Genomic DNA, 26928 nt, shown 5'->3' with positions numbered 1-26928 from the left:
AGCACTTCCAGCTATGGTTTCAGGAGTTCCTGGCCAGCTCCAGCATCATGGCCACACGGGCTTTGCTGGGCGGCAGCAGCACGCAATCCAGCTCCTGCGCATCCACGGCCACCGCCAGTCGGGCAGCAATCGCGTCATCGGCATTCTCGGCAACCACGCCCTGCCCCACGGGCCGGCCTTCCAGACAGCGGGTGCTGCGCCAGACTTTGACGCCCTGACTACGCGCAGCATTCAGCGCCCTCTGCAAATCCAGATGCACCGTGGCATTGCCCGTGGCTTCAATCACCAGCCCCTGCACACCCGCCGCAAGCAGTGCATGCACAGCCCGCCTGCCCTGCAGCGCGCCAGACTGCAAAACCTCTACCCAGGGCAAATCGTGGCGCGCCAGCAAAGCCTGTAGCTGCTCGGGCGTCCATGCCTGCTGCATCACCGGCTCACTGACCAACCAGCGCACCAGCCCCTCTTCCACACAAGCGCAAGGCCCGCCCTCATAAGAGCGCAAAGCATTCAGACGATACGGGTGAACCTTGAGCACCTCGCTTGCCGCATGCACCTCTCCTGCCGCCACCACCCACACGCCAGCACGCCCGGCAGCAGCAACGGCCACTGCATCGCGCAGATTCTGCGGCCCATCGGCCTGCAACGAGGTAGCGGGGCGCATGGCGCAGGTCAACACCACAGGCTTGTGCGGCTGCAGCACGGCATGCAGCAGCCACGCAGTTTCCTCCAGCGTGTCTGTTCCATGCGTAATCAGCAGCGCCTGCACCGATGCATCCGCCAGCCCTTCGGATACCGCCTGCAGCAAGCTGCGCCACACACTCCAGTCCATATCCTTGCTATCAATCTGCGCCAGTTGCTGCGCCTGCAGAACCGCGCCGGTGCGGCCAGCGGCAATCTGTGGCAAATCAGGCACAGCGCCAATCAGCCCCTCTACGGTGATCTGCCCCGCCCTGTAGCCCACGCCTTGCGTGCTGGCATCCGCCTGCCCCGCAATCGTTCCACCGGTTCCCAAAATCACAATCTTTGGACTTGGCACTTGCTCTCCACATAAAACTGGTTAAAAATACAGGTACTGTATAAACCAACAGATCAAATTAGCTGACCGGAAGCCAGACATGCTAGACCACCCCAAGCTCACCCCCCGCCAGCAGCAGATTCTGGACCTGATCCAGTCCACCATTGCGCGCACAGGCGCACCTCCAACACGGGCCGAGATCGCCAGCACCTTTGGTTTCAAGTCTGCCAACGCGGCCGAGGAACACCTGCAGGCCTTGGCCCGCAAAGGCGTGATTGACCTGGTCAGCGGCACCTCGCGCGGCATTCGTCTGCGCGCCGATACCGTGCGCAACATCAACGCAGCCCGTGGCACCAGCTTTGCCCTGCCCCTGACTGCCCTGTCGCAACTGGTGCTGCCTCTGGTGGGCCGTGTTGCTGCGGGCTCCCCGATTCTGGCTCAGGAACATATCGACCAGAGCTATTCCGTCGAACCCAGCCTGTTTGCCGCCAAGCCCGACTACCTGCTCAAGGTGCGTGGCATGTCCATGCGCGACGCGGGCATCATGGATGGCGACCTGCTGGCTGTGCAATCGGCCCACGAAGCCCGCAACGGCCAGATCGTCGTAGCCCGCCTGGGCGATGACGTCACCGTCAAGCGCTTCAAGCGCACACCGCAGGGCGTAGAACTGCTGCCCGAGAACCCCGACTACAAGGTGATTCACGTCAGCCCTGACGAACCCTTTGCCATTGAAGGCCTCGCAGTGGGTCTGATTCGCAACACCATGTTCATGTAAGAACAGGCGCTGCAGCCTACGGGACTGCAACGCCTCACAGTCCCCTCCAGCCCAGGTGGTAGGCGCGAAGCCAGATTGCTTCGCCCTGGGCGGAGCTTTGCCCGAAATCCGCAATCCTGCCCGATCCAGGCCTCAAGGCTTTCAAGGAGTTGCTCATGGAATTCGCCAAACCATTGCTGTCGCTGACCCAGCTGAAACTCAAGATCTTTCAGGTGTGCGCCGCCGCCAATCTGCCAAACCTGCCGTACCTGTATCCAGCACCAGACACCAAGCCAGACACCCCACCCCTCGCCTTTCAGAGCCCTGCAGCTGACAGTGCCACCCATCCATTCCGCTACCCCAATGTCTTTACCATGCGCAAAAGCCGAACCCGCAGCAGTAGCCGCCAGCAGCCAGCGCGTAAAGCGGCTGTCGATGAAGCACAGTTATGCCTGCCTTTGACGCAGGAGGCAGACAAGGAAGAACAGGTAGTACGCACACTCAAAATCGTTCAGCGCGAGCCACGCAAGCAACCCGAGTGCCTTTTGATCTCTGGCCGCATGGCCGATGTATGCGCTGCGCTTGAGCGCATGGCCCGCAACGAGCGTGCGCTGCAAGCCTGACAAATATCGTCGCCACCCCGGGTTTGATGCGCATCAAACACAGTGAAGTTCACCTCACCCGGGCGTTGCCCTCGCCTTTGCGCAGTGGGAATATCTGTTCAAGGAATTCCACTCTTGCAAGCAAAGCGCAACGATGCGCGAGGAGGCTGAAATGTTCAAGCACATACTGATCCCCACCGACGGCTCCCAGCTCTCTGAAGCAGCATTGCGCGCTGGCATACAGCTCGCAAAGGAGCAAGGCGCTCAGGTGACGGCCCTGTTCGTCATGCCCGATTTTCGCGCCCTGATCTACGGCTCGCGCGCCATGATTGCCTATGACGCCAGCGAGTTTGAGAAAAGCGCACAGGCCGAAGCCGATACAGTGCTGCAATTTGCCCAGGAGCTGGCAAAAATCGAAGGCGTTTCGCTCAACGGTGTTCGCAGCACCAGCACGTCCATCAGCGAAACCATCATCAAGCAGGCGCAGGATAGCCACTGCGACCTGATCTGCATGGCTTCACATGGCCGCAAAGGCCTGAGCGGCATTTTGCTGGGCAGCGAAACCCAGAAGGTTCTGACCCATAGCAGCATTCCCGTTCTGGTGCATCGACTGGCCGCCAGCGCCTGATGCCCCAAAGCTTCGGTGCCATCGAAATACGCACCTGACTCTCAGGGACGATGAATACAAAGCCTCTGGTGACCAGCACCCAGAGGCTTTTTCATCAGTGAAATAGTCACCTGCCTGAGCCAAAGCCGTCAAAACGGCAAGCCAATAACAAGCTGCAGGCAGCACCTTTTCGCAAGCTGAGCGACCCGCAATACGAAAGCAGCGCAGCCATGAACGGGCGTGTCCGAATTTTTGTGTAAACGGTTCGGACTTCAATTGATGGAAATGCGGTCTCCGAACTGAATGGTAAAGCGGGTCAGCGCAGCCTTCCAATCCCGGATGGGCATGGTCCACTTCTGGCTGATGTTGCGCAGGGCCAGGTAGAACAGCTTGGTCAGCGCCTCGTCGCTGGGGAACGAGCCCCGGTTCTTGGTCAGCTTCCTCAGGCCCATGTTCACCGACTCGATGGCATTGGTGGTGTAGATGACCTTGCGGATTTCCGGCGGGTAGTCAAAGAACGGGGTCAAGCGGCTCCAGTTCCTGCGCCAGGACTGGCCGATGGGCAGGTACTCGGCATCCCAGCGCTGCTCGAATTCACCGAGCATCAGCTCGGCCTCCTCGGCGGTGGCGGCCGTGTAGATGCGTCTCAGGTCTGCGGCCACTTCTTTGCGACGCTTCCACGAGACGTAGTTCAGGCTGTGGCGCACCATGTGCACGATGCACAACTGAACCACTGTCCTGGGAAACACGGCCTCAATGGCTTCAGGGAAGCCCTTGAGGCCATCGACGCAGGCGATGAAGATGTCATGCACGCCCCGGTTGCGCAGCTCGGTCACGACCTGCAGCCAGAATTTGGCCCCCTCGGTCTGCGCCAGCCACAGGCCCAGCACCTCCTTCTCGCCCGTCATGGTGATGCCGATGGCCAGGTACACCGCCTTGACCCGCACAGCGCCCTCGCGCACCTTCACATGGATGCAGTCCAGATAGACGATGGGGTAGATTGCATCGAGCGGGCGGGCTTGCCAGGTCTTGACCTCATCGGCCACGGCGTCGGTCACCGAGGAAATCAGGCTGGGCGAGACCTCGGTGCCGTACATCTCCTCTAGGTGGGCCTGTATCTCGCGCACCGTCATGCCGCGGGCGTACAGCGAGATGATTTTGTCGTCGAAGCCGGCCCAGCGGGTCTGGTGCTTGGGGATGAGTTGGGGCTCGAAGCTGCCATGGCGGTCACGTGGCACCTCGATGGGCAACTCGCCGAAATCGCCCTTGAGGGTCTTCTTGCTCTTGCCATTGCGGGTGTTGCCAGTGGTGTTGGCTACCGCTTCGTTGCGTTCGTGGCCCAGATGCTCGGTCAGTTCGGCGTCCAGGGCTCGCTCCACCAGCAGCTTGGTCAACTGTTTGAGCAGGCCGTTCTCGCCGATGAGGTCTTCGGGTTTCTTGTAGTTGGCCAGCAGGCCAGACAGCAGTTCTTCGGGTACGTCGTGTTTCTTGGTGCTCATTGTGCTTACGGATAGGCCGGCTTGCGCCGGCGGTGGATTGTCCGTTTACACAAAATTCTGCACACCCTCCCATGAACGACAATAGAGGCAAACGCTGGCAACGCTTTGACAGCATGACATGGAACTGCAACAGGCAGTGGGCAGCTGCGCGCATTGAAAAATGCTGAGCCCTGCGACCTCTGTGCAAGCCATTTCGTGACTGCTGAGTGGCGTTGGTTCTGGCGCAAATCCGGGCAGGCAAATGCACGGTCGATTGACCACCCTGGATTTTTCACCCATGAATTCAGCCACTTACTAAAGGACTCCGGTGGTGAATATTGTTATCTTGGACGATTACCAGGACGCTGTTCGCAAGCTCGACTGCGCCAAGCTGCTCGACCCTTTCAACGCCAAGGTGTACACCAACACCGTCAAAGGCGTGGGCCAACTCTCTGTTCGTTTGCGTGATGCGGATGTGATTGTCCTGACACGTGAACGCACCCAGATTTCACGCCAGTTGCTGGAAAAGCTGCCTCGCCTCAAGCTCATCGCACAGACGGGCAAGGCTGGCGCCCATATTGACGTTCAAGCCTGCACGGAGCGCGGCGTCGCAATCGCCGAAGGCGTGGGCTCCCCGGTGGCACCTGCCGAGCTGACCTGGGCACTGGTCATGGCGGCCATGCGTCGCCTGCCTCAATACATCTCCAACCTCAAGCATGGGGCATGGCAGCAATCGGGCCTCAAGGCAGCCTCCATGCCGGCCAACTTTGGGCTGGGCAATGTGCTGCGTGGCCGCATGCTGGGCATCTGGGGCTATGGCCGCATCGGTCAGCTGGTTGCCAGTTACGGGCGCGCTTTCGGCATGCAGGTTTGCGTGTGGGGCAGCGCCACTTCCCGCCAAAAGGCTGAAAGTGACGGCTATCTGACCGCTGTGTCCAAGGAAGCCTTTTTCGAGCAGTGCGATGTGCTTTCCGTACATCTGCGCCTGAACGATGCCACCCGCAATGCAGTCACAGCGCAAGATCTTGCACGCATGAAGCCCACGGCGCTGTTTGTAAATACCTCTCGTGCAGAGCTGGTGGAGCCTGAGGCTTTGCTATGCGCACTCAATCGCGGTCGCCCCGGGCTGGCAGCCATCGACGTGTTCGAGAGCGAGCCCATTCTGCAAGGCCATGCCTTGCTGCGCCTGGAAAACTGCATCTGCACCCCTCATATTGGCTATGTGGAGCAGGACAGCTACGAGATGTACTTCCGGGCTGCCTTCGAAAATGTGGTGAACTTTGTCAATGGCGAGCCCACCCACATTCTGAATCCAGAGGTCTTCAGCGGCCCCGTGCGCATGGGGCGCTGAAGAACTTTCAAGAGTAGCTTGAGTGGTTGCTAGGGCTTGCCAGAGCCCGTCAAGCCTTGTTGCTGCTCGTCGATGTCAGTGCTGCAGCCTCAACCGCCTGGTGCACTGAGGCCCGCACCGCAGCTTCCACGCCTTCGCGCAGGCGGCTGACCAGCAGTTGAGTCTGCTCCTGCACTGCAGCCTCCACCGCCTCCTTGATTCGCTGCTCCAGCAACTGATCCACATGCGCCATCAACTGGCGCGTGAGCTGCTCTTCGTCAATGGGCAAAGGCTGTGCTGCTACCTGCCCCTGCTGCCCCGAAAGATGCGCGGAGTCATCCGCTAAAGCAGCACTCTTTGCATCGCCATCACTGCCAGCATCAAGGCCAGAAACGGCCTCCGCAGCAGCCTGCTCAAGCTCCGCGGCAAGCTCGCTCTGCTGGGCATGCTCAACGGGCGAGCTTTCCTGTGGCGCCGCTATTTCTTGAAGCTCTGCCGCCTGCTCCACATGCAGGCCTTGTGGTGCATCAAGCTGAGCAGAGGCATCGGCAAAAGGCTGCTGCGGCGGAAGCGATGCAGGCAGAGGTGGCAGCTCATGCGGGATGGATGCAGGCTTGCCGCGCGCATACAGCCCGTCAGCCAGCCAGGGAGAGTGAAAAGACACCAGCGGCGCAGCGACGGCTGCCGCAGCGACGGCTGGCGCAGTAACGACTGGCACAGTGGCAGCAGCAGAAGGCGTCACTGCGGGTTCGGCAGGCGCGGCGTGCTCGATCTCAGTCTGCAGGCCAAATGAGCGCTCTACCTGGGCCAGCGCCTGATCCAGACCGGCTGAGGGCTTGGCGACTTCCGCAGGCTCATCCACTGGCTCAATTGGCACAACCTCTGTCAACGTAGGCACAAAACGAGGCGGAACCTTGGGTGATTGGTTCATGGCTTAGCCTTTGAGGTTCAAGTCGTGCCGAACAATGTCAAAACCACGTGCTGCATAGTCACGCCAGCGAGCACGAGCTTCATGGCGGTCCATTTCGTCGGTGGAGGAAACAATCTCCACCACCCGTGCGAACTGTTCAAAACCCGCAGGCACCAGAGAGGTCAGGTTGACCAGCACATCATGGTGCGGCAAATCCTGCAGATGCTGGGCCAGCACAATCGGAGAGACCTGCAGCAGCTCCGCCCCGTCAGACTGCGAGGCGTGGGCCAGAAAATCCACAGGTGATACCCCCCAGAGCTGGGTGGACAGGCGCGCCAGTTGCGGCGGCTCTCCCAGAACTATCAGCTTTGCACCGTGGCGCAAAGCCTTGCGCGCAAAGCGGCAAACATAGGCCAGCTTGTCGGGCGCATTGAAATGAAAAGCGATTTCAGTCACATCACACTCCGGCAGGCATGAGGCTTGAGGGAATCATGCCCGCCGTTTTCATCAGGCTCCAGCCTTGGACGCGGTGGAGGCAGCGCGCTTGCGCGTAGATGCCGAGCGAGGCGCGGGTGCAGCCTTGGCGACCTTGGCTGTCTTCACCGGCTTGGCAGAAGCCGCCTTGCTCAAAAGGAACTGCAGCAGCAGGCCAACGGGTCGGCCCGTTGCGCCCTTGGCAGCTCCACTCTTCCATGCGGTACCGGCAATATCCAGGTGTGCCCACGGAATATCGCCCACAAACTTCTGCAGGAACTTGGCTGCTGTCACAGCGCCAGCAGCACGTCCGGCCACATTGCCCATATCGGCAAAATTGCTCTTGAGGCCATCGGCATATTCATCATCCAGAGGCATGCGCCAGCAGGGGTCCATCGCCGCATCACCGGCCGTCTGCAGGGCAGACGCCAGTTCATCATTGGCAGAGAACAGGCCGCTGCGCAGGCCGCCAAGCGCAATTACGCAGGCACCGGTCAAGGTTGCCATATCGACCAGCGCTGCTGGCTTGAAACGTGCGGCATAGTGCAGCGCATCGCACAGCACCAGACGGCCTTCGGCATCGGTATTCAGAATTTCAATGGTCTGACCGCTCATGCTGGTGACCACATCGCCGGGCTTGACGGCTGCGCCATCGGGCATGTTTTCGCATGCAGGGATCAGGCCAACGACATTGATTGCGGGCTGCAGCTTGGCCAGCGACTGGAACACACCCAGCACACTGGCTGCGCCGCCCATGTCGAACTTCATCTCGTCCATCTCGGCAGCAGGCTTGAGCGAAATGCCGCCCGTGTCGAAAGTAATGCCCTTGCCCACCAGCACAATCGGCGCATCGCCCTTGGCGCCACCGTTGTAGTGCAGTTCGATGAAACGCAGCGGCTCACGCGAGCCCTGAGCCACCGCCATGAACGCGCCCATGCCCAGCTTGGCCACTTCGGCAGGGCCGTGAATCTTGCAGCTCATGCGAGCGGCTTTGGCAATGCCCTTGGCCGCATTGGCCAGCATGGTGGGGGTCGCATGGTTGGCAGGACGGTTGGCCCACTCACGAGCCATGGCCACGCCTTCCTGCTGGGCCACGCCGATCTCGAATGCCGCAGCAACCGCCGCCGTCTTGGAGGGCACGCCCAGTGTCACCTTCTTGAGGCTGAGGGGCTTGGCCTGAGATTTGGTATGGGTATAGGCATAAGTCGCATCACCCAGCGTCTGAACCGCGCAGGCCACTGCCTTTGCATCCGCCTCAAAGGCAAAATGCAGGGCGGCCTTTTCAAGGCCTTCCGCCTTGAGGGCCGCAGCACAGCCCTGCAGCGCATTGCGCACATCCCTCGCAGAGCCCGCGCCCACGCCCAGCAGCAGTACACGGCGAGCCGCAACAGCGGGCACTTGGTACAAAGCCAGTTGCTTGCCGCAAGACAGGGCAAAATCCCCCTGCTTGACCGCATGGCTGACGATGGTGCCAATCGCATCACTGCCCAGCGCAGTCTGTTCGGAAACCAGCACCAACAGCAGATCACATTTTTCACGCGCTGCAGCAGCTGCGGTCAAAGCCTTCAGTTCAAAGTTCATAATCGGTGTTTTCCTTTTAGCCAATGTTATTCGATTCATCCATACGCAAAGAGCTGGCCCGCAGCTTTGGCGCGACGGCTGTGGTCTTGATCACTGTGGTGATGACCATGATGCTGATTCGCACACTGGGTCAGGCTTACAAGGGCAGTGTCAGCCCTTCTGACGTGATGCTGGTCATGGGCTTCACCGTGCTTGGTCAACTTCCCACCATTCTGGGCCTGAGTCTGTTTGTGGCCATTGTGGGCTCGCTGTCCCGCATGTATCGCGACAGCGAGATGGTCATCTGGTTTGCCGCAGGCCAGGGTCTGGCCAGCTTGCTCAAGCCCTTGCTGCGCTTTGCATGGCCCATCATTTTGATCACCGCTGTGCTGGCACTGGGCGTCCTGCCCTGGTCGTATCAGCAAATTGAGCAGATCAAAACCCAGTTTCAGCAGCGCAGCGACCTCGATCGCATTGCCCCTGGCGAGTTTCAGGAGTCTGCTGGCGGCACACGGGTGTTCTTTGTGGACAAGGATTCCCCCTCGGACATGGTGGCCAGCAATGTGTTTGTTGTCTCTCGTGACCCGGGCAAAGAGTCTGTGACATCGGCCAAGGGCGCTCATCTGCAAGTCATCAACGGGCAGCGCATGGTGATCCTGCAAGATGGCCAGCGCATGGAAACCCGCAGCGATGATGGATCTGTGCGCGTTACCGAATTCAAGGAATACGGCGTGCAGATCGACAACGACAACCCTGTCTCCATGCAGGAAATGGCGGCACGCAGCATGCCCACCAAAGAGCTGATTGGCCGCGATGAGCCGATTGCCCGCTCCGTACTGGCGTGGCGCCTGGGCCTGCCCTTTGCCGCACTGAACTTTGTCATTCTGGGGCTGGCCATCTCCAGCGTGAACCCGCGTGCTGGCAACAGCTCCAGCCTGATGATTGCCCTGTTTGCCTTCATCGTGTACTACAACCTCATGACGCTGGGTGAAAGCTGGGTCAGCGCGAACAAGATCAGCATGTGGGGCATTCTGGGCCTGCTGCATGGCGGCATTCTGCTGGCCAGCATCGCGGTCCTTGCCGCACGCCACTTCCGCTGGTCACCACGCGATTTGCTGCGCCGCCCGGCTCAGGCCCAGGAGGCTGCGCGATGAAAGTTCTACGCAACCTGATCTATCGCGAGGTCATTCAGGCCGTCATCTATGTGTCGCTTGCATTCCTGGCCCTGTTCTTCTTCTTCGACCTGGTGGACGAAATGCGCTGGGTTGGCAGTGGCAATGCAGGCTATACCGCCACGCATGCCCTGATGTTTGTGGCGCTGGCCATTCCCGGACATCTGTATGAGCTGATGCCCATTGCCGTGTTGATTGGTGCCATCTTCGTGATGGCCAAATTCGCGCAAAGCTCGGAATTCACCATCATGCGCACCAGTGGCATGGGCCCCTGGCTGGCACTGCGCACCCTGCTGCTGCTTGGACTGAGCTTTGTGGTGCTGACGGTTGTGGTGGGCGACTATATTGCGCCGGCAGCCGACCGCCTCACCCAGAAAATGCGCGTTGTCACCAAGGGCCAGATCTCCAGCGGCGCTACTGGCGCCTGGCTCAAGGAAAAGCAGGGCGACCACTCCATTGCCATCAACGTCGGCGCAATCAAGACGCCTGGCGACTTTGTGGGCGTGCGCATTTTCGAGTTTGACCACAACGGACGCATTGCGGCCCAGATCAACGCGCAGTCAGCCCAGGTGGACGAAGACAACGATCTGTGGACGCTGCATGACGTGCAGGCCACCCGTGTTACCCAGGAAGGCGATATCACCAAGCTCAGCCGCATCAACGAAGCAACGATGAACTGGCCCACCAAGGTGACGGCAGCCATGGTCTCCGGTGCCCTGCTCAAGCCCGACCGCATGACCACGATTGCGCTGTTCCAGTTCATCCAGCATTTGCAGGACAACGGCCAGGCAGCGCAAAAGTACGAAATCGAGTTCTGGCGCAAGGTGTTCTACCCCCTTAGCTGCCTGGTGATGGTGGTGCTGGCCCTGCCCTTTGCCTATCTGCACTTCCGCTCGGGCGGCATCACGGCCTATGTGTTTGGCGGGGTGATGGCGGGCATCAGCTTCTTCCTACTCAACAACGTGTTCGGCTACATCGGCACGCTGCAGTCTTGGTGGCCCTGGCTGGCGGCCGCAGCGCCCGGCCTGCTCTATACCGCCTTGTCACTGTCTGCCTTTGGCTGGCTGGTCTTGCGACGGTAGTCATGGGCACCACGCAAGCCCCGGCGGCCAGCACACATGGTTTGATCTTGCTGGCCCACGGCTCCAGAGACCCCCTCTGGCGCCAGCCCATAGAAGCCGTGCGCGAGGCTGTGCTGGCTAGCCAGCCGGCTCTGCCTTGCCTGTGTGCCTATCTGGACGCCTGCGCCCCGGACCTGCCCAGCGCTGCACAAACACTGATCGATCAAAACGTGCGGCATCTGACTATCGTGCCTCTGTTTCTGGGCACGGGAAAGCATGCGCGGGAAGACATCCCGCGTCTGTTGCAGCAACTGCGTGTGCAGCACCCCCAGTGCACCTTCGAACTGACGCAAGCTGCTGGAGAAAATCCCCGCGTCACCGCATTGTTGGCACAGCTTGCAATCGAAGCCAGCCAAGCCCTATATGCCTCAAACCTACAGAATCAAGATAAAAAATAGATTCTTTAGATATTTGAAGCATAATGATGCAAGTTCTTAGTCCATGCCGTCATGAACCTGCATCAATTTCGCTTTGTTCAAGAAGCCGCACGCCGCAACCTCAACCTCACTGAAGCCGCCAAGGCCCTGCATACCTCGCAGCCTGGTGTCTCCAAGGCCATCATCGAGCTGGAAGAGGAGCTGGGCATTGACATCTTTGCCCGCCACGGCAAACGCCTCAAGCGCATCACCGAGCCCGGCCAGGAAGTTCTCAAAAGCATTGAACTGATCATGCGCGAGGTGGGCAACCTCAAGCGTATTGGCGAGCAGTACAGCGCCCAGGACACCGGCACCCTCAGCATTGCCACCACGCACACGCAGGCCCGCTATGTGCTGCCGCCCGCCGTGGCGCGCCTGCGCGAGATGTACCCCAAGGTCACCATCAGCCTGCACCAAGCCACACCGGCTGAAGTGGCACGGATGGTGATTGATGAAGTGGCCGAAATCGGCATGGCTACCGAGTCACTGGCCGACTACCCGGATCTTGTCACCCTGCCCTGCTATGAATGGCAGCACGTACTTGTCCTGCCGACGGGTCATCCACTTGCCCAAAAAGAGCGCATCACTATCGAAGACATCGCGCAGGAATCGCTGATTACCTACCACCCTTCGTTCACAGGGCGCGGCAAGATCGATCACGCCTTCGAAATGCGCCGTCTGCACCCGCACATCGTGCTGGAAGCCATTGATGCCGACGTGATCAAAACCTATGTACGTCTGGGCCTGGGCGTGGGCATCGTGGCTGAAATGGCCATGCGCGACGACCCCTTCAACGACCTGGTGGTGCGCCCTGTCGGCCACCTTTTCGGCACCAGCGTGGCGCGTGTTGCCATCAAGCGAGGCGCATACTTGCGCAACTTCGTCTATAAATTTGCCGAACTGCTCAGCGACCGCCTCTCACGCGACCTCATCATGCGCGCCATGAGTGGCAGCGTGGACGATTTCGGGCTCTGAGCGAGCCCGTATCCGGGTCAGGCATTGCGCCTGCCCCATGCATTGCAAGACTACCGTGACTCCTACTTTCCCCAGCAAGCTGCCCAATGTGGGCACCACCATCTTCACCGTCATGTCGGCACTGGCTGCCGAACACAAGGCCGTCAATCTGGGCCAGGGCTTTCCTGATTTTGGCTGCGACCCCAAGCTGCTTGATGCCGTGGACAGCGCCATGCGCGCAGGCCACAACCAGTATCCCCCCATGAGTGGGTGGCCAGCCTTGCGCGAAGCCGTTGCTTCCAAAATCGAAGCACTGCACGCGCGCCGCTATGACGCTGGCAGCGAAATCACCATTACCGCAGGTGCCACGCAGGCGATTCTGACCATCATTCTGGCGACCGTGCATGCGGGCGATGAAGTCATCGTTCTCGACCCCTGCTACGACAGCTATGTGCCCAATATCGAACTGGCAGGCGGCGTGCCGGTGCGCGTGCCCCTGACACCTGGAACCTTCCGCCCTGACTTTGCCAAAATCGCCGCGGCCATCACGCCGCGCACGCGCCTGCTCATCATCAACAGCCCGCACAACCCCAGCGCCACCATCTGGACGGATGCGGAAATGCGCCAGCTTGAAGCCCTGCTTGCCCCCACCAATGTGCTGCTGATCAGCGACGAGGTGTATGAGCACATGGTCTATGACGGCGCCCAGCACCTGAGCAGCGCCCGCTACCCGGGTCTGGCAGAACGGGCATTCATCGTCTCCAGCTTTGGCAAGACCTACCACGTCACCGGCTGGAAGGTTGGCACCGTCGCCGCACCCGCGGCCCTGACGGCCGAATTCCGCAAAGTGCACCAGTTCAATGTGTTCACGGTGAACACCCCCATGCAAGCCGGACTTGCGCAGTACATGCAAGACCCCGCGCCGTATCTGAATCTGTCGGCGTTCTACCAGGCCAAGCGCGACCTGTTCGTGCAAGGTCTGGCCGGCTCACGCCTGAAGATTCTGCCCACCGCTGGCACCTACTTTGTCTGCGCTGACATCTCTTCGGTCTCCGACCTCAATGAAGCCGAGTTCTGCCAATGGCTGGTCAAGGAGCATGGTGTCGCAGCCATCCCTCTGTCGGCCTTCTATGGTGATGGATTCGATCAGCGGGTGGTGCGCTTTTGCTTCGCCAAAAAAGATGAAACCCTGATCGCAGCCACCGAGCGTCTGTGCAAGCTGTAAAACAGCTTCCATTCACCCAAGCAAAAAAAAGGAGCACCCTGCGTGCTCCTTTTGTATTTTCAGGCTTGTTTTGCAGTGGAGCCCACAGAAATCAAGCGCTGACAGCTATCAAAATCAACTCTGCACCGCTTGCCATTCCAGTCGCCAGGCACCACTTTGCACATTCTGCAGCCACAGGCAGCAGCTCAGCGTCTTCGCATCGGTAACCTGCCCGGCAGCCACACCGGCCAGCAATTGCTCAGGCGTCATGCTGCAGACATCCAGAAACTCGTCGGCATCCAGTTGACGCTCGCCCGCAGCCAAGCCGCGTGCAAAAAACACATGGATGACCTCGTCGGAGTACCCAATGGCCAGATGCATGGGCCCGGCATACGCCCATTCCCGTGCCGTATAGCCCGTCTCCTCCAGCAGCTCACGCTGCGCGCACACCAGCGGCGCCTCGCCAGCATCCAGCTTTCCCGCCGGAAACTCCGTCATCACCAGCCCCACCGGATAGCGAAACTGGCGCTCCAGCAGCACCTTCCCGTTATCCAGCAAGCCAATGACGACCACCGCACCGGGGTGCAACACATATTCGCGCGAGGACTCGCCACCGTTCGGCAGTCGCACCACATCCTTTCGCACCTGAAGAAAGCTGCCTTGATGCACCAGCTCGCTGCGAATGTACTGCTCCACCAAGTGCCTGTCTGCAATCTCTGTCATATCTCCTGCTTTCCTGCCTCTCGGGCAACTCAACCTGCGCGGTACTACCCCCGGCGCTATTGCTCACAAAGTCGGTAAGCCGCACATGCCAAGATTACACACTAAACTTTCAGGCAATCTTTTTCGACCCACCGTACTCATGACCCAAGCACAAGCAGGCATTCTGGCCCCCGTCCCCGCGCAAGCGCGCTATGTGTTTTTTTCTCTTGGCGCCTGCAGCCCAGATGAGCTGCGCAGCGCACTCAGCCACCTGCAGGCTCACGTCGATGGTCAAAACGTGGTTGCAGGCTTGGGCCCCCAGCTCGTTGACCACCTTCGCTCCCGCATCCCTCTGCTGCGCGAATTTCCTCAGCTCAAAGGGCCTCAATTCGAAGCGCCCTCCACTCCTGCTGCACTGTGCCTGTGGCTGCGCGGCAATGAACGTGGCGAGCTGATTGCGCGCACCAGCGAACTCAGCCATCTGCTGGCCCCGGCTTTGCAGATCAATCATGTGGTCGATACCTTCGTGCACCAGCGCGGTCAAAACGACCATGGCCGCGACCTGACCGGTTACGAAGACGGCACCGAGAACCCCGAAAACGGCGAAGCCATCGCCTGCGCCATCACGCAAGGCCAAAGTGCAGGCCTTGATGGCAGCAGCTTCTGGGCGCTGCAGCAGTGGCAGCACGACTTCAGTGCCTTCAGCAAGCTGTCCAGCCAGGCCAAAGACCATGCCATTGGCCGCCGCCTCAGTGACAACGAAGAACTGGACGACGCCCCCGAGTCCGCCCACGTCAAACGCACCGCACAGGAAAGCTTTGAGCCAGAAGCCTTTGTGCTGCGCCGCTCCATGCCTTGGTGGCAAGTCAGCCCCCAGAGCCGTGATCAGTCGGGTCTGATGTTCTCCGCCTTTGGCTGTAGCTTCGATGCCTTCGAAGCCCAGATGCGCCGCATGCTGGGTATGGACGACGGCATCAGCGACGCGCTCTTTGGCTTCTCCAAGCCGCTGACCGGCAGCTACTTCTGGTGCCCCCCAGTCAAGCAAGGCAAGCTCGACCTGAGCCTGCTTCATATTCCCTCTTGAACTTTTTGCCGCAAATTACGCAAAAAATCGCGTTCTTTCCAAAACAGCAAATTCACACTGTTATACTTGAGGCTTCAACGACAGGCGCGTAGCTCAGCTGGTTAGAGCACCACCTTGACATGGTGGGGGTCGTTGGTTCGAGTCCAATCGCGCCTACCAAAATTCGCAAGCTAAACCAGGGCTTGCAGCAGGAGTGCCCGCTAACAAGCGGGCATTTTTTTGTGCGAAATACGGAAGAAGTACGGAAAACTTCTACGAAGAGTCCTTTACAAAGCTCTTTGCAGCACACAACTTACATAAACACCTCCGGCTGCTATCGCCAAGAATCGGCATTCAAGAATTCCCGCAGCTCTTGTCAGAGGCCAGCCGACCCATCCCCCTGACGGCGATGGATCGTGCCTTCAGGCAAAATCCAGATGATCTGGGCAAGCTTGGCGTCAATTCTGCCGGGAAGCCCACCTTGAAGAATGGAACAGCATCAATGGCACTGACAAAGAAGGGCGAGTTCTGGTACGGGACGACGTCCGGCGACACCCAAGCCGAGCTACGCAGCTACAGCATTGCGAATCGCCATGAGGCCGTCCGGTTTGCCTCATCCAAATGCGATTGCGGGTGCCGGACTTTTGCACTGCAGACCGATGAAGAAGCCGGCGTGGCAATCCGCACCTGCACCGACTGCGGGCAGGAACACCTGATGGGCGACAGCGCGGAATATGTTGAAGGGGCTACCCCCGAGGCACACGAGTGCGTGTGCGAGAACGAAGCGTTCGAGTTGGTGTCCGGCGTCTCAGTGTACGAGGGCACACATGACGTGCGCTGGTACTACATCGCTTGCCACTGCGTGGAATGCAATCTGGTTGGAGTCTTCGCAGACTGGAAGTGTGAGGCCGGTGATGCGGCGGCTTTCCTCGCCAAGGTCTGAGCGCGCGCCGCTGAAGTCTGAACCGCTCACACAAAAATTTGGACACGCCCGCTCAAGGAATTCGCGTTTGCGAGTTTTCTTGGTGGAGAGGCTCAAGCCGAGATCAGTTTGCTGCTTAGGCCCGGATGCTTGCGCCCCCAGCACGCATGTGCAAGCACATGCGTGCTGGGGATTTATGCAGAGCTTCCTTAGAGATCAAAAATCCATCGTCGCCGATAGTGCAAAAGTTCGTGGCGCCCCCAAGGCCAAACTGGACAGCAGCGGCATGCCCCAATAAGCCTTGTTGGTGACATTGAGCACCGTTGCGCGGAAGGTGACCGGGTTGCCGGAAATCTTCGTCGCGTAACGACCACCCAGATCATAGGTAGTGCGCCCTGCCGCCCACAGGCTGTTGTCAGCGCTGATGTACTGCTTGGACACTGCGGTAGCGTTAGCTGTCAAGGTCAGGCCTTGCAGAGCTGGCACATCCCATTCCGCACCCAGCTTGCCTTGCAGTTTTGGCACCCCTGTGGCGACCTTGCCTTGGTTCACGCCACCCGCCGTTTGCGTCAGTTTAGGCGTGGTGTACGCAATCCCGCCCATCAAACGCACACCGCGCATGGGCGAGCCAAAGAAGCCCCATTCCACGCCGCGATTACGCTGTTCGCCACCAAAGGCGAAGATGTTGGTGACCGGGTCCGTGTAGCTGCTGGGGCGGGTGATTTCAAACGCACTGATGGTGTGCGCAAACTCGCCCAGATCGAACTTCACACCAACCTCTTTTTGCTTGCTCTTGTATGGCGCAAACACTTCTCCCGCATTGGCCGCCGTCATTGGCGCTGTCGCGCCCTGGCTCAAGCCCTCGATGTAGTTGGCGTAAAGCGAGACATGCTCTGTTGCCTTGACCAGCAGGGCTGCAGCAGGAGAGGTGGCACCCTGGTCATACCGCGAGGTCCGTGCGCCGGTCGTGACGTTATAGGTATCACTGACCACTTGTTGGCGCCGGACACCCAGCGTGAGCTGTACACGATCTTCGGCAAACGACAAGGTATCCGCCAGCCCATAGCTGGCCAGACGCACCTCGGTGTGTGAAATATGCGGCGCAACAAAAGGCGCCTCTGTGCCCCATACCGGGTTGTAGATATTGGTGGTCCAGTCCGCGCCAGGTACGCTGCGGCGACCATAGTCATCTTGCTTATGAGAGTAGTGCGTGGCATTCACCACCCACTGGTGCTTGATGGCGCCGGTTTGCAGCTTGCCCTTCAGTCCCACTTCTGCAGACTGCTTTTTTTGCGTGAAAGCCAGCTGCCCCATGCTTGTTTTGAAATCCCCTGCAGCATTGAGCACCTGTGCCGACATGGCGCCGTTGTACTCGTAATCGGTCTTGCTGGTACCCAAGGCTACATACGCCATGGTCTGGTCATTCAGATCGAATTCGCCGCGCACCATGGCCGCCTTGTCTTTGTTGCGCACATGCGACCAGTCGGGATTGAGCAAGGTATCGGCCTTGGGCGGCGTAGGAATCGCCACACCTGTGGCCAGATTGATACCACGGGTCACACCGTTGACTCTGTCATCACTGGTGTAGAAATCTGCTGATACGCGCGCTCGGTCGCCACGCCAGTCCAGGCCCAGCGATGCCAGCTGCGACTTCTTTTTCTGGTCATTGACGGCGCCATCGCCATTGCGATAGAGGCCATTGAAGCGAATGCCGAATTGCTTGCGCTCTCCAAACCGGCGTCCCAGATCCACATGCCCACCAAATTGCGCATCGGACATATAGCTGGTGGTCAGGCGCGTGATGGGCTCATTGGTTGCACGTTTGGGCACGAGGTTCACCGAACCGCCCACCGAGCCACCGGGCGGCATGCCATTGAGCAGCGCTGAAGGTCCTTTGAGCACCTCGATGCGTTCGAACATCTCGGGTGTGGTGCGGTAGTACGGCGCCATGCCGTAGAGACCGCCCATGGTCATGTCATAGGTGTTGGAAGAAAAGCCCCGGATCGAATAATTCTCGCTCCATGCGCCCGAGACACCGTTGCTGAACACCGTGGGGTCGGTGGCGGCAATCACATCGGTAATGGTTTGCGCCTGCCGGTCTTGCACAAATTTTTCGGTGTAGCTCATGGTGCTGAAAGGCGTTTCCATGAAGTCTTTGTCACCCAGAAAACCTATGCGCCCCCCGCTATTGACCTGACCGCCCGCATACGGCGCCGTGACCGATGCGGCTGAATCTTGCACCGTCACCTGCGGTAGTTCGGCTTCTGCTTTGGCCTTTTCAGTCGCTTTTTGTGTGGCCTTCTGTTCCGCCGATGCCTGATCCGTCTGCGCCTGGGCAGCAGCAGTCAGCAAGCCACTCATGACCAGCCCCCACAGTGCATGTTGCGCGATTCCACTGCTGTTTCGTGCAAATGGAGGAGTACTCAGTTTGGAAACCGAGTGGACGCGAATATCGCAAGATTTTTGAAGTTGTTTGGACATACCAGGTTCCTAGAAATCAGGCCGACCTCTGCATGGAGTTCCGTGCCTGTACATGCGCTTTGGCTGGGTGTGAACCTGGCTACTTGAGAGAGAAAAGTGAATTCGCTGTGGACAATCAGCGGCGATAGCCCTTGAGCACATCGGCTATCAACAGTTGCAACGAGGTGGGGCTGGCGCCGGTCGTGTACCAGGCGTCGGCATCGGCAAACACCACACGGCCGTTTTTCCAGGCATTGGTCTGGCGCAGCAGCGGATTAGCCAAGTTCTCGGCTGTCATCACGGGGCGGCGCTCCATGACCGCTGTGCGGTCCACCACGTACAGGATGTCGGGGTTGGCCTGTTGAATGAACTCGCTGGAGATGGGCTGACCATGCAAGCTGGTTTCCACCGCAGCACTGGCGGGTTTGACGCCCAGCGCGCTGAAAACAAAACCATAGCGCGATTGCTGGCCAAACGAGCTGAACGCGCCGTTGTTGTGCAGCACGATCAGGGCTCTGTCATTGCGGCTGGCGGTGATTTGGCGTGCCTGTGCCACCTGGGTATCGAGCTGCGCCACCAGGCTGCGGGCCTGCTGCTCTTTTTCAAAGATGCGACCCAAGGTCAGCACATGGTTTTTGACCACTTCAAGATGGCCTTTTTCGCTGTTCTTGAAGTCCACGTCGTAATGCAGCGTGGGGGCAATCTCGCTCAGCTCCTGGTAATGGTTGGCCTGCAGCGAGGTAATCAAAATCAGGTCGGGGTGCAGCGCATGCACGCGCTCCAGATTGGGCTGGACGATGGCGCCCAGGTCCTTGATCTTGCTGTCGTCTTTGTACTTGCTTAAGAAATGCGGCACAAAGTCTTTGACCATACCGGCAATCGGCACGCCCAGCCGATCCAGGCAATCCACTTCGTTCATCTCCAGTGCGGCCACGCGCTGCGGCAGTTTGCGGATGACGGTGGTACCCAGCTTGTGCTGCACCGTGACCGGTGCATAGGCGCTGGCCATACTCGGCAGCGATGACAGGGCCGCCAAGCTAGCGGTGCAATGCAAAAAATGGCGTCGTTGAATGGGCATTCATCAGTCCTTGGAAGTGAAGTAATTGCAGAAGCACCCTTTGCGGCTGCGCGTGATCTCGAAGTCCAGGCCGTACAGATCGGCCAGGCGTTCCTCGGTCAGCACCTCAGCCACTGGGCCACTGAAGCGCAACGCGCCGCCCTGGATTGCCACCAGGTGGTCGGAGTAGTTCGCAGCGAAGTTGATGTCGTGGATCACCAGCACCACCGTGCGCCCTTGGGCATCGCACAGCCGGCGCAGCGCCTGCATGATCTGCACCGCATGCTTCATGTCGAGGTTGTTGAGCGGCTCATCCAGCAGCAGCACATCGGTCTGCTGGGCAATCGTCATGGCCAGAAAAGCCATTTGCCGCTGGCCACCGCTGATTTCATCAATGAAGGCGTGGCGCAGCGCATCCAGCGATAAAAAGGCGATGGCGTCATCGACGGCTTGCTGATCTAGTGCCGTCATCACGCCACGACTGTGCGGAAAGCGCCCAAACGCGACGAGCTCTTCCACCGTCAATCGCATGTTGAAACCCGGTGACTGGCGCAAAGTAGCCACCCGCTTGGCAAAGTCGGCGGTGCGGATATCGGCAAGGCTTTGGCCTTGCAGCGTGATGCTTCCCTGCGACGGCTCCAGCAGCCGTGCTATCAGCATCAACAAGGTGGACTTGCCCGCACCGTTGGGGCCGATGAGCGAGGTGATCTGGCCCACAGGAAACTCGGCACTTACGCCAGACAACACGGTCTTGGCAGCGTAGGATTTGTGGAGATTGCGAACGGTGATCATGGATTACCTCTGCTGCGCAGGATCAGCACAAAAAAGTACAGGCCACACACCAGGTTGACGAGAATGCTGACGGTGGTCTTGTAGTTAAAGACATGCTCCACCAGTAGTTGCGCCACCAAAAAAATGGCAATCGCTAGGCCACAGCCCAGCGGCAACATGCGCTTGTGCCGGGCACTGGGCACCAGGGCGTAGACGATGTTGGCGACAAAAATTCCCATGAATGCCGTGGGACCGATCAAGCTGGTGGACACTGCCACCAGCACCGCAATCAACGCCAGATACAGGCGCAGGTACTGCGCATGGGGCACCCCCAGCGACATGGCCTGGTCGCGCCCCAGCGCCAGCACATCCAGTACCGGCAAGGTCTTGCGCACCACCACACACACGACCAGCACGGCGATGGCGGCATAGGCCAAGGTTTCGGGACGGGCGCGATTGAACGAGGCATAGCTCAAGCCCTGAAACACCGCAAACTCGCCGGGACTGATGCGCAGTTGCACAAACTGCGTGAAAGTGCCGATCACCATGGTCAGCACCAGCCCCAAGAGCAGCAGCACAAAGACATCGCCCTGCCCTTTGCGCTGCAGCCACCGATGCAGCAACCAAGAGTAGCCCAGCATCCAGCCCACGCTGACAAAGAAATTCCCGCTGACGCCCAGCAAAGACAGTCCGCTGCCCCCCAGCAGCCACAGAAGCAAGGATTGCCACAGCAAATAAACCGCCTCGTAGCCCATGATGGCCGGCGTCAGAATTCGATTGCCCACCAAAGTCTGAAAAACAATCGAAGACAGGGCCACGCAAATGCCGCCAATCACCACGGCGGCCAGCCGCACCAGACGCTTGGGGATCACATAGTCCCAGTCCATGCCCGAGTCCAGCAGCACAAAGCTGGTGGCCAAGGCCAGCACCAACAGCCAGAACAGCGGCACGCCATACCGTTGAAAACGTGCACGCATCAGCGCATCCTCCGCACGATGAGCAGCAGAAACAACACGCCGCCCACGGCACCCGCGGTCAGGCCAATGGGCACTTCAAACGGATAGATCAGCAGCCGCCCCGCGATATCGCACACCAGCAGCAGCGATGCGCCGCCCAGGGCCACCAAGGGCAAGGTGTTCTTCAGGTTGTCGCCACGACGCAAGGCCACCCACTGCGGAACGACCAGTCCCACAAAGGGAATGGCCCCCACCGCAATGACCGTGGCCGACACGGTGACCGACACCAGAACCAAGCCAATGGCTGCTGTCGCGGCGTAGCTCAGCCCCAGGCTGGAAGCCATGTCTTCACCCATGCCCAGCACCGTGAACCGGTGCGCGTAGGCATAGGCCAGCACCACCACGGGCAAGATGAGATAGAGAATTTCGTAGTGCCCTTGCACAACGCGCGAAAAGTCACCCAACAGCCAGCCCTGCATACTTTGCAGAATGTTGTGCTGATAGGCATAGAACTCCGCAACGGCGGCCAAAACGCTGCCATACATCAGCCCCACCACCGGCACCATCACCGTGTTGCGAAACTGGATGCGACGGATGATGGCGACATACAGCAGGCTCGCGGCCAGGCAAAACACCATGGCAAACAGCATGCGACTGGCAGTGCTGGCTGCGGGCGGCCAGCCAAGCGCCACCAGAATGCCCAACTTGGCGGCGTCCAGTCCACCCGAGGTGCCTGGCTCCACAAACTTGTTGCGCACAATGTGCTGCAAGATCACGCCGCAGACCGCCAGGCCCGCGCCCGTCAGCACCAGCGCCACCAGGCGCGGCAGGCGGCTGGCCGTCAACGTCAGCCACAGATCTGCCGAAAGATCGAAGAGTTGCGTCCAACTGATCTGCCGCGCACCGATCAGCAGTGAGGCAAGGCACAGCGCCGCAAATACCAACATCCAGCGTGCGCGCATCAAGATACTTCCCGCTGCGCCGACGGCGCAATGCGCCAGCCCTTGGACGCTTGGCGTTGGCGCAGAAACTGCGCGTAACGCCCACCAGCAGCTTGCAACTCTGCCGGTGTCCGATGCTCGACCACCCGCCCGGCCTCCAGCACCACAATCTGGTCAGCCATGGTCACGGTTGAGAGCTGGTGCGCAATTACCACCAGCGTGCGCTGGCCGCGCAGCCGCGCCAGGGTCTGGGTGATGATGGCCTGGTTTTCCGCGTCCAGCGCGGCAGTGGCTTCATCCACCAGCAGGATTGGCGCATCCTTTATCAAGGCACGCGCGATTGCAATGCGCTGGCGCTCGCCACCCGACAAGCGCGCACCGTTCTCGCCCACCTGCGTATCCTGGCCCTGCGGCAGGCGCGCCAGCATCGCATCCACACCGGCCTGCTGCGCAGCGTGCAATAGCTCGGCTTCGCTCGCATCGGGTTTCCCGATGCGGATGTTGTCAGCAATGCTGCCGGCAAAAAGATAACTGTCCTGAAAAATCTGGCTGATTTGCGCGGCCAGTTGCGCCTCGCTCATCTGGCGTACATCCATACCGCCCAGCAGCACCTGGCCTTGCGTCGCATCGAAGAAGCGCGCCATCAAACGCATGACCGTGGATTTTCCGGAACCAGACGCCCCCACCAAGGCCGTCATGCTGCCGGGTGCGATGTGCAGACTCACGCCATGCAGCACTTCGGGGGCTGCCTCGTCATAGCGAAAATGCACGTCGCGCAACTCCAAGGAGTTGTCTGCTGGCGTCTGCACGCCATGCGGCGCTTCAACGTGCGCCAAGGGCTGCACGGCAAACAACTCCGCCATGGCAGCCAGTTGTGCACGTGCGCTGCGCAGCACATCGGCATAGGCCGCGACTTCCAGCAAGGGCTCGGTAAAGCGCACCACCAGCAGCAAGGTGACGATGACAGCAACCATCTCAGCCGTTGCAACTGCCCCTTGCGGATAAAGATCGAGCCCGTTCACCGCGGCCACCAACAGCGCGGCAAAGACGGCTTGCACCACCCAGATATTGAGCACGCCAGACAGTGCAGACACCACCATCAACTGCGCCCCGGATTGGCGCTGGCGCTCCACAGCCTGCGCCAAAAAACGCGCACTTTCGCCCCCACCGCTGAAGGCGCGCAAGACAGACTGCGCCTGGGCAAACTCCAGCATGCGCTGACTGGCATGCGCAAAATCGCGCTGGAACACCGCATCGGCACGGCCGGCCATGCGCGACGTAAGCACCAACGCCAATGCAAGCAAAGGCAGCGCCACCAATGCAATCGCGCCCAATACAGGTTTCATCAGCCACAGCGCCACCAGCAGCACCATCGGCGTCACCAGCCCGGCAATCAGCGGCGTGAACACATGGGCGGGCAACTGGGCCACACTCATCATCCCTTGCGTGATGGCATGGCCAATACGCGCCTGGTTCTGCGGGCCAAACCAGCCCACTGGCAAGCCTGCCAGATGTGCCCCCAGCCTGTGACGGCCCGTTTGCAGCACCGCCACGCCCACACGCACACCGGCCTGCTCCACCACACGCCTGCCTAGCCAGCATGTGCACACACCAGCCAGCAAGGCCAGCAGCCACAGCGCAGCTTTGCGCCACTCGCCCAGCAGCAATTGGGTAAGCAGCGGCACCAGCAGCACCATGGCCAGCCCGCACAGCAGGCCGTAGACCGTGGCCATCCAGGTGTAACGGCGCAACAGATATGCATCGTCGCCCAGCAATTGCAGCAAAGTTTTCAGCATGCGTGGCCTCCAAGCTCTGCAGCATCTGCATAGCCACCGCTGTGCCATAGCCGCGCATATAGCTCGCGCTGAGCCAGCAGCTCCGTGTGGCTGCCTTGCTCCACCAACGCGCCTTCATCCAGCACCAGAATGCGGTCTGCATGCATGACGGTGTCGAGCCGGTGGGCAATCACTAGCAAGCTTCGCCCTTGCGCCAGCTGCGAGAGCGCTTCTTGAATCGCAACTTCACTTTCCGCGTCCGCCGCCGCCGTGGCTTCATCCAGCACCAGCACGGGCGGGTCGAGCAACACAGCACGCGCAATGCTCACGCGCTGGGCTTCACCTCCAGACAGCTGCGCGTCTTCACCCACCACCGAGTCATAGCCGCGCGGCAGAGCCAGAATGCGCTCATGAATCTGAGCAGCGCGCGCTGCGGTTTCAATCTGTTGCTGACTGGCGCCAGGCAGTGCCAGCGCAATGTTCTCGCGCACGCTGGCATGGATCAGCTGCACATCCTGCAGCACAAAGCCGATGCGCTGGTACAGCGCCTTGCTGTCCATCATGCGCAAATCGGCATCCCCCAATGTGATGCGCCCCTCGCTCGGGTCAAAGAAGCGCAGCAGCAATCGAGCCACGGTGGACTTGCCCGCACCCGATGGGCCAACCAGGGCCGTCACCGTTCCCGATGGCAGCTCAAAACTGATATTGCGCAGCGCAGAGCGCTCATCGCCATAGGCATAGCTAACGTTTTCAAAACGGATGGCGTTGTTGGCGGGCTGCTGCAATTGCGCGGGCTCGGGTTGCGCCAGTATGGGCGTGCTCAACAAAGTCTGTACCCGTTGCGCGGCGCCATGCGCGCCCTGCAAGTCATGCAGCAGCGTGTGCAACAACAGCACGGGAGCACAGACGCCCGGTGCCACCAGCGCAAAAGGCAATACATCTACCGGCGCACACCAGCCCAAGGCCACAAACACCAGACCACAGGCCAGCACCACGCCCAGCACGGTCACGGGCGCAATCAGCGCATGGGCGCGCGCCATGGAGACCACCAACGGACGCGTGAAATCCGTAAACGCCTGCGCAAAACCGTCGACTGCCTCGCGGTAGGCCTGGTGCGTCTGGCCACCTGTGCCAAAAGTCTTCATCACCGGGATGCCGCCCGCAAACGCGGCCGTGGCACTGTTGATGCGCCCCAGCTTTTCGACAAAGGACTGCATGTTGGCGCCACTGGCCTTCATTGCCCGCTGAAGAAACACAAAAAAACCCGCAAACGGCAACATAACCAGCAAGGCCATGCGCCAGTCCTGCACCAGCAGATAGGCAGCGGATGCCACCACAGCCCCTGCAGCACGGCCAACAGCGGTATAGAAATGCGCCGTCAAGCTGTGCAAGGTCGCCATATCGTCCTGCAGGGCCTGCTTGACGTCGCCCAATGTACGCTCGGTGAACCAGCCCAGCGGCACCTGCGCCAGACGCTGGGTCGCAGCCTTGCGCAGCCCAAATGTCAGCCGGTTGTCCGCCAAATGGGCCACCAGTTCCCCCACCAGCAAAAGCACCGCCCCCAGCAGCAAGCTCGCAATGCCCAACAGCCACCCTTGCCACAGGCTTTGCGGCGCGCCCTCCAGCGCAGTGCGCGCGCTATGCGCAATGACCGCCAACGGAACCAGACACAGCGCAGACCCCAATGCAGCCAGCGTTCCAGCAGCCAATAAATTTCTACGAATGGGAATCAATACACTTTTTATCGGGTCTTCAGCTGGGCTGGCGTTTGTCGCCGTAGACGAGGCACTCATGATGGAATGGAACTAGGAAATCAGAGCTGGCAAATCCATCGGCAGCGACCTTCTCTTGTCGCAGGAATGCAAATGGAAACGATAATTAGTTGCATCATACTAAACTAATTAAGCAATTCGACTGATTGCCCATGAACCAGACAAGTGAATGAACGAGAATTGCCGCCAACATGAGAGAAAAAATGCCCGACACCAAGCCCAAAGCAACGCGTGGCAGACCGCGCACCATCACGCGTGAAAAAATTGCGGATGCAGGGATCGAGATGGGCTTACCCAACATCACCTTCGTGGGCATGGCTGCGGCACTTGGTGTCAGTCACATGGCGCTTTACAAGCATGTCTCCAGCCTGGAAGCCCTCAAGCACATGGTGGCCGAAGAGATTTTCAGCCGCTGGCAACTTCCCCAGGCCGCAGCCCCAGACCATGTGAGCCTGCAGGAGTATTTGACCGAATTCACCGCCTCGGTCCAGGTCTTTGTCAAAGCGCATCCCGGCGTGACACCCTATGTGATCCGGCGCATGGCGGCCACACCAGCAATGCTGGAGAAAATTGATGCCCACCAGTCCCACATTGCCCAGGCTTATGGCATCAGCAAAGACCAGTCGCGATGGCTGCTTGCCACGGTGACGTTTTTCTGCATTTCAGCTGCTGATACCGTGTACTCCGCCGCCAGATTGGAGCCGGTACTCGACACAGACTTGGTGCAGGAAGAGCGTGAAATGGAAGCCGAATTTGAGCAAGGAACAAGGGCACTCATTGTGGGAGCTCTGGCACTTGTGCATCAATTACCTGCAGAGCGCTAAGCCAGCGAACACCATGAAGCACAAGACCGCTAACAGCTGGAACTTGCGTGAAGCTGAACAGCGTACGAGTCTGGATGGTGATTTCGGC

At 59.8% G+C, this 26928-nt stretch carries 25 protein-coding genes and 1 tRNA gene; 13 read left to right on the top strand and 13 right to left on the bottom strand.

Going from position 1 to position 26928, the window contains the following annotated elements; translation table 11 throughout:
• Window positions 1–19 precede the first annotated feature (19 nt).
• Window positions 20–1036, bottom strand: a complete 1017-nt coding sequence (locus tag JDW18_RS10355) for an asparaginase (RefSeq protein ID WP_218243524.1) — start codon at window positions 1034–1036, stop codon at window positions 20–22.
• A gap of 79 nt (window positions 1037–1115) precedes the next feature.
• On the opposite strand from JDW18_RS10355, the gene lexA reads away from it, so the two are divergent.
• The 3 genes from lexA to JDW18_RS10340 all read left to right on the top strand — a co-directional run bounded on the left by lexA (window position 1116) and on the right by JDW18_RS10340 (window position 2999).
• Window positions 1116–1790 carry a transcriptional repressor LexA gene (gene lexA / locus JDW18_RS10350; protein ID WP_218243523.1) on the top strand — a complete coding sequence of 225 codons (675 nt, stop codon included), beginning with the start codon at window positions 1116–1118 and terminating at the stop codon, window positions 1788–1790.
• A 155-nt stretch (window positions 1791–1945) separates the two neighbouring features.
• Entirely contained in the window at window positions 1946–2392 is a 447-nt protein-coding gene (locus JDW18_RS10345; RefSeq protein WP_218243522.1) for a hypothetical protein, read from the top strand.
• A 151-nt stretch (window positions 2393–2543) separates the two neighbouring features.
• Complete coding sequence (locus JDW18_RS10340) at window positions 2544–2999, top strand: universal stress protein (RefSeq protein ID WP_218243521.1); 456 nt, start codon at window positions 2544–2546, stop codon at window positions 2997–2999.
• Between the two features lie 251 nt (window positions 3000–3250).
• On the opposite strand, the gene JDW18_RS10335 is transcribed toward JDW18_RS10340, so the two are convergent.
• Window positions 3251–4477, bottom strand: a complete 1227-nt coding sequence (locus tag JDW18_RS10335; protein WP_218239608.1) for an IS256 family transposase — start codon at window positions 4475–4477, stop codon at window positions 3251–3253.
• 310 nt (window positions 4478–4787) lie between these two features.
• Between JDW18_RS10335 and JDW18_RS10330 the strand changes: the two genes are divergently transcribed.
• Window positions 4788–5807, top strand: a complete 1020-nt coding sequence (locus JDW18_RS10330) for a D-2-hydroxyacid dehydrogenase family protein (protein ID WP_218243520.1) — start codon at window positions 4788–4790, stop codon at window positions 5805–5807.
• Window positions 5808–5856: 49 nt separating this feature from the next.
• Here JDW18_RS10330 and JDW18_RS10325 read toward each other — a convergent pair whose 3' ends face one another.
• From JDW18_RS10325 to JDW18_RS10315, 3 genes are read right to left on the bottom strand one after another with little or no spacing between them, the layout of a single operon-like run.
• On the bottom strand, window positions 5857–6717 hold the full coding sequence (locus JDW18_RS10325) for a hypothetical protein (protein WP_218243519.1): 861 nt from the start codon (window positions 6715–6717) through the stop codon (window positions 5857–5859).
• 3 nt (window positions 6718–6720) lie between these two features.
• Window positions 6721–7152 carry a DNA polymerase III subunit chi gene (locus JDW18_RS10320; protein WP_218243518.1) on the bottom strand — a complete coding sequence of 144 codons (432 nt, stop codon included), beginning with the start codon at window positions 7150–7152 and terminating at the stop codon, window positions 6721–6723.
• 51 nt (window positions 7153–7203) lie between these two features.
• On the bottom strand, window positions 7204–8751 hold the full coding sequence (locus tag JDW18_RS10315; protein WP_218243517.1) for a leucyl aminopeptidase: 1548 nt from the start codon (window positions 8749–8751) through the stop codon (window positions 7204–7206).
• Window positions 8752–8774: 23 nt separating this feature from the next.
• Here JDW18_RS10315 and lptF point away from each other — a divergent pair, with 23 nt between their 5' ends.
• Genes lptF through JDW18_RS10290 form a run of 5 tightly spaced genes read left to right on the top strand, consistent with a single transcriptional unit; the run spans window position 8775 to window position 13618 of the window.
• The gene (gene lptF, locus JDW18_RS10310) at window positions 8775–9884 is read left to right on the top strand and encodes an LPS export ABC transporter permease LptF (protein ID WP_218243516.1); all 1110 of its coding nucleotides are present in this window, start codon (window positions 8775–8777) and stop codon (window positions 9882–9884) included.
• A complete protein-coding gene (gene lptG, locus JDW18_RS10305) occupies window positions 9881–10984 on the top strand; it encodes an LPS export ABC transporter permease LptG (protein WP_218243515.1) in 1104 nt (367 codons plus the stop codon). The genes lptF and lptG overlap by 4 nt, the downstream gene beginning before the upstream one ends.
• Window positions 10985–10986: 2 nt before the next feature.
• Window positions 10987–11421 (top strand): sirohydrochlorin chelatase, encoded by a 435-nt coding sequence (locus tag JDW18_RS10300; RefSeq protein ID WP_218243514.1) that lies wholly within the window; start codon window positions 10987–10989, stop codon window positions 11419–11421.
• Between the two features lie 51 nt (window positions 11422–11472).
• Window positions 11473–12414, top strand: coding sequence for a CysB family HTH-type transcriptional regulator (locus JDW18_RS10295; protein WP_218243513.1), 942 nt, complete (start codon window positions 11473–11475; stop codon window positions 12412–12414).
• A gap of 37 nt (window positions 12415–12451) precedes the next feature.
• Window positions 12452–13618, top strand: coding sequence for a pyridoxal phosphate-dependent aminotransferase (locus tag JDW18_RS10290; RefSeq protein ID WP_218243512.1), 1167 nt, complete (start codon window positions 12452–12454; stop codon window positions 13616–13618).
• 114 nt (window positions 13619–13732) lie between these two features.
• On the opposite strand, the gene JDW18_RS10285 is transcribed toward JDW18_RS10290, so the two are convergent.
• The gene (locus JDW18_RS10285; RefSeq protein ID WP_218243511.1) at window positions 13733–14320 is read right to left on the bottom strand and encodes an NUDIX domain-containing protein; all 588 of its coding nucleotides are present in this window, start codon (window positions 14318–14320) and stop codon (window positions 13733–13735) included.
• Window positions 14321–14459: 139 nt separating this feature from the next.
• Here JDW18_RS10285 and JDW18_RS10280 point away from each other — a divergent pair, with 139 nt between their 5' ends.
• The 3 genes from JDW18_RS10280 to JDW18_RS22570 all read left to right on the top strand — a co-directional run bounded on the left by JDW18_RS10280 (window position 14460) and on the right by JDW18_RS22570 (window position 16305).
• The gene (locus JDW18_RS10280; RefSeq protein WP_218243510.1) at window positions 14460–15383 is read left to right on the top strand and encodes a Dyp-type peroxidase; all 924 of its coding nucleotides are present in this window, start codon (window positions 14460–14462) and stop codon (window positions 15381–15383) included.
• 82 nt (window positions 15384–15465) lie between these two features.
• Window positions 15466–15542 (top strand) — tRNA-Val (locus JDW18_RS10275).
• 34 nt (window positions 15543–15576) lie between these two features.
• Window positions 15577–16305 (top strand): hypothetical protein, encoded by a 729-nt coding sequence (locus JDW18_RS22570; RefSeq protein ID WP_246610433.1) that lies wholly within the window; start codon window positions 15577–15579, stop codon window positions 16303–16305.
• Between the two features lie 195 nt (window positions 16306–16500).
• Here JDW18_RS22570 and JDW18_RS10265 read toward each other — a convergent pair whose 3' ends face one another.
• The 7 genes from JDW18_RS10265 to JDW18_RS10235 form a co-directional block, all read right to left on the bottom strand.
• Window positions 16501–18645, bottom strand: a complete 2145-nt coding sequence (locus JDW18_RS10265) for a TonB-dependent receptor (protein ID WP_218243509.1) — start codon at window positions 18643–18645, stop codon at window positions 16501–16503.
• 235 nt (window positions 18646–18880) lie between these two features.
• Entirely contained in the window at window positions 18881–19822 is a 942-nt protein-coding gene (locus tag JDW18_RS10260) for a siderophore ABC transporter substrate-binding protein (RefSeq protein ID WP_218243508.1), read from the bottom strand.
• Between the two features lie 3 nt (window positions 19823–19825).
• Window positions 19826–20593 carry an iron ABC transporter ATP-binding protein gene (locus tag JDW18_RS10255; RefSeq protein ID WP_218243507.1) on the bottom strand — a complete coding sequence of 256 codons (768 nt, stop codon included), beginning with the start codon at window positions 20591–20593 and terminating at the stop codon, window positions 19826–19828.
• Window positions 20590–21549: an iron chelate uptake ABC transporter family permease subunit gene (locus tag JDW18_RS10250; protein WP_218243506.1), complete on the bottom strand. Its 960-nt coding sequence runs from the start codon at window positions 21547–21549 to the stop codon at window positions 20590–20592. The genes JDW18_RS10255 and JDW18_RS10250 overlap by 4 nt, the downstream gene beginning before the upstream one ends.
• The gene (locus JDW18_RS10245) at window positions 21549–22490 is read right to left on the bottom strand and encodes an ABC transporter permease (protein ID WP_218243505.1); all 942 of its coding nucleotides are present in this window, start codon (window positions 22488–22490) and stop codon (window positions 21549–21551) included. Before JDW18_RS10245 ends, JDW18_RS10250 begins: the two co-directional genes overlap by 1 nt.
• The gene (locus JDW18_RS10240; RefSeq protein ID WP_218243504.1) at window positions 22490–24265 is read right to left on the bottom strand and encodes an ABC transporter ATP-binding protein; all 1776 of its coding nucleotides are present in this window, start codon (window positions 24263–24265) and stop codon (window positions 22490–22492) included. Before JDW18_RS10240 ends, JDW18_RS10245 begins: the two co-directional genes overlap by 1 nt.
• The gene (locus tag JDW18_RS10235; protein ID WP_218243503.1) at window positions 24259–26037 is read right to left on the bottom strand and encodes an ABC transporter ATP-binding protein; all 1779 of its coding nucleotides are present in this window, start codon (window positions 26035–26037) and stop codon (window positions 24259–24261) included. The genes JDW18_RS10240 and JDW18_RS10235 overlap by 7 nt, the downstream gene beginning before the upstream one ends.
• Before the next feature lie 182 nt (window positions 26038–26219).
• Here JDW18_RS10235 and JDW18_RS10230 point away from each other — a divergent pair, with 182 nt between their 5' ends.
• The gene (locus JDW18_RS10230) at window positions 26220–26840 is read left to right on the top strand and encodes a TetR/AcrR family transcriptional regulator (RefSeq protein WP_218243502.1); all 621 of its coding nucleotides are present in this window, start codon (window positions 26220–26222) and stop codon (window positions 26838–26840) included.
• The last annotated feature ends 88 nt before the right edge of the window (window positions 26841–26928 follow it).

The sequence above is a fragment of the Comamonas fluminis genome (assembly GCF_019186805.1).
Lineage (GTDB): Bacteria > Pseudomonadota > Gammaproteobacteria > Burkholderiales > Burkholderiaceae_C > Comamonas > Comamonas fluminis.
The sequence above is the reverse complement of the archived record's forward strand: the minus strand, read 5'-3'. Positions and strand labels throughout refer to the sequence as shown.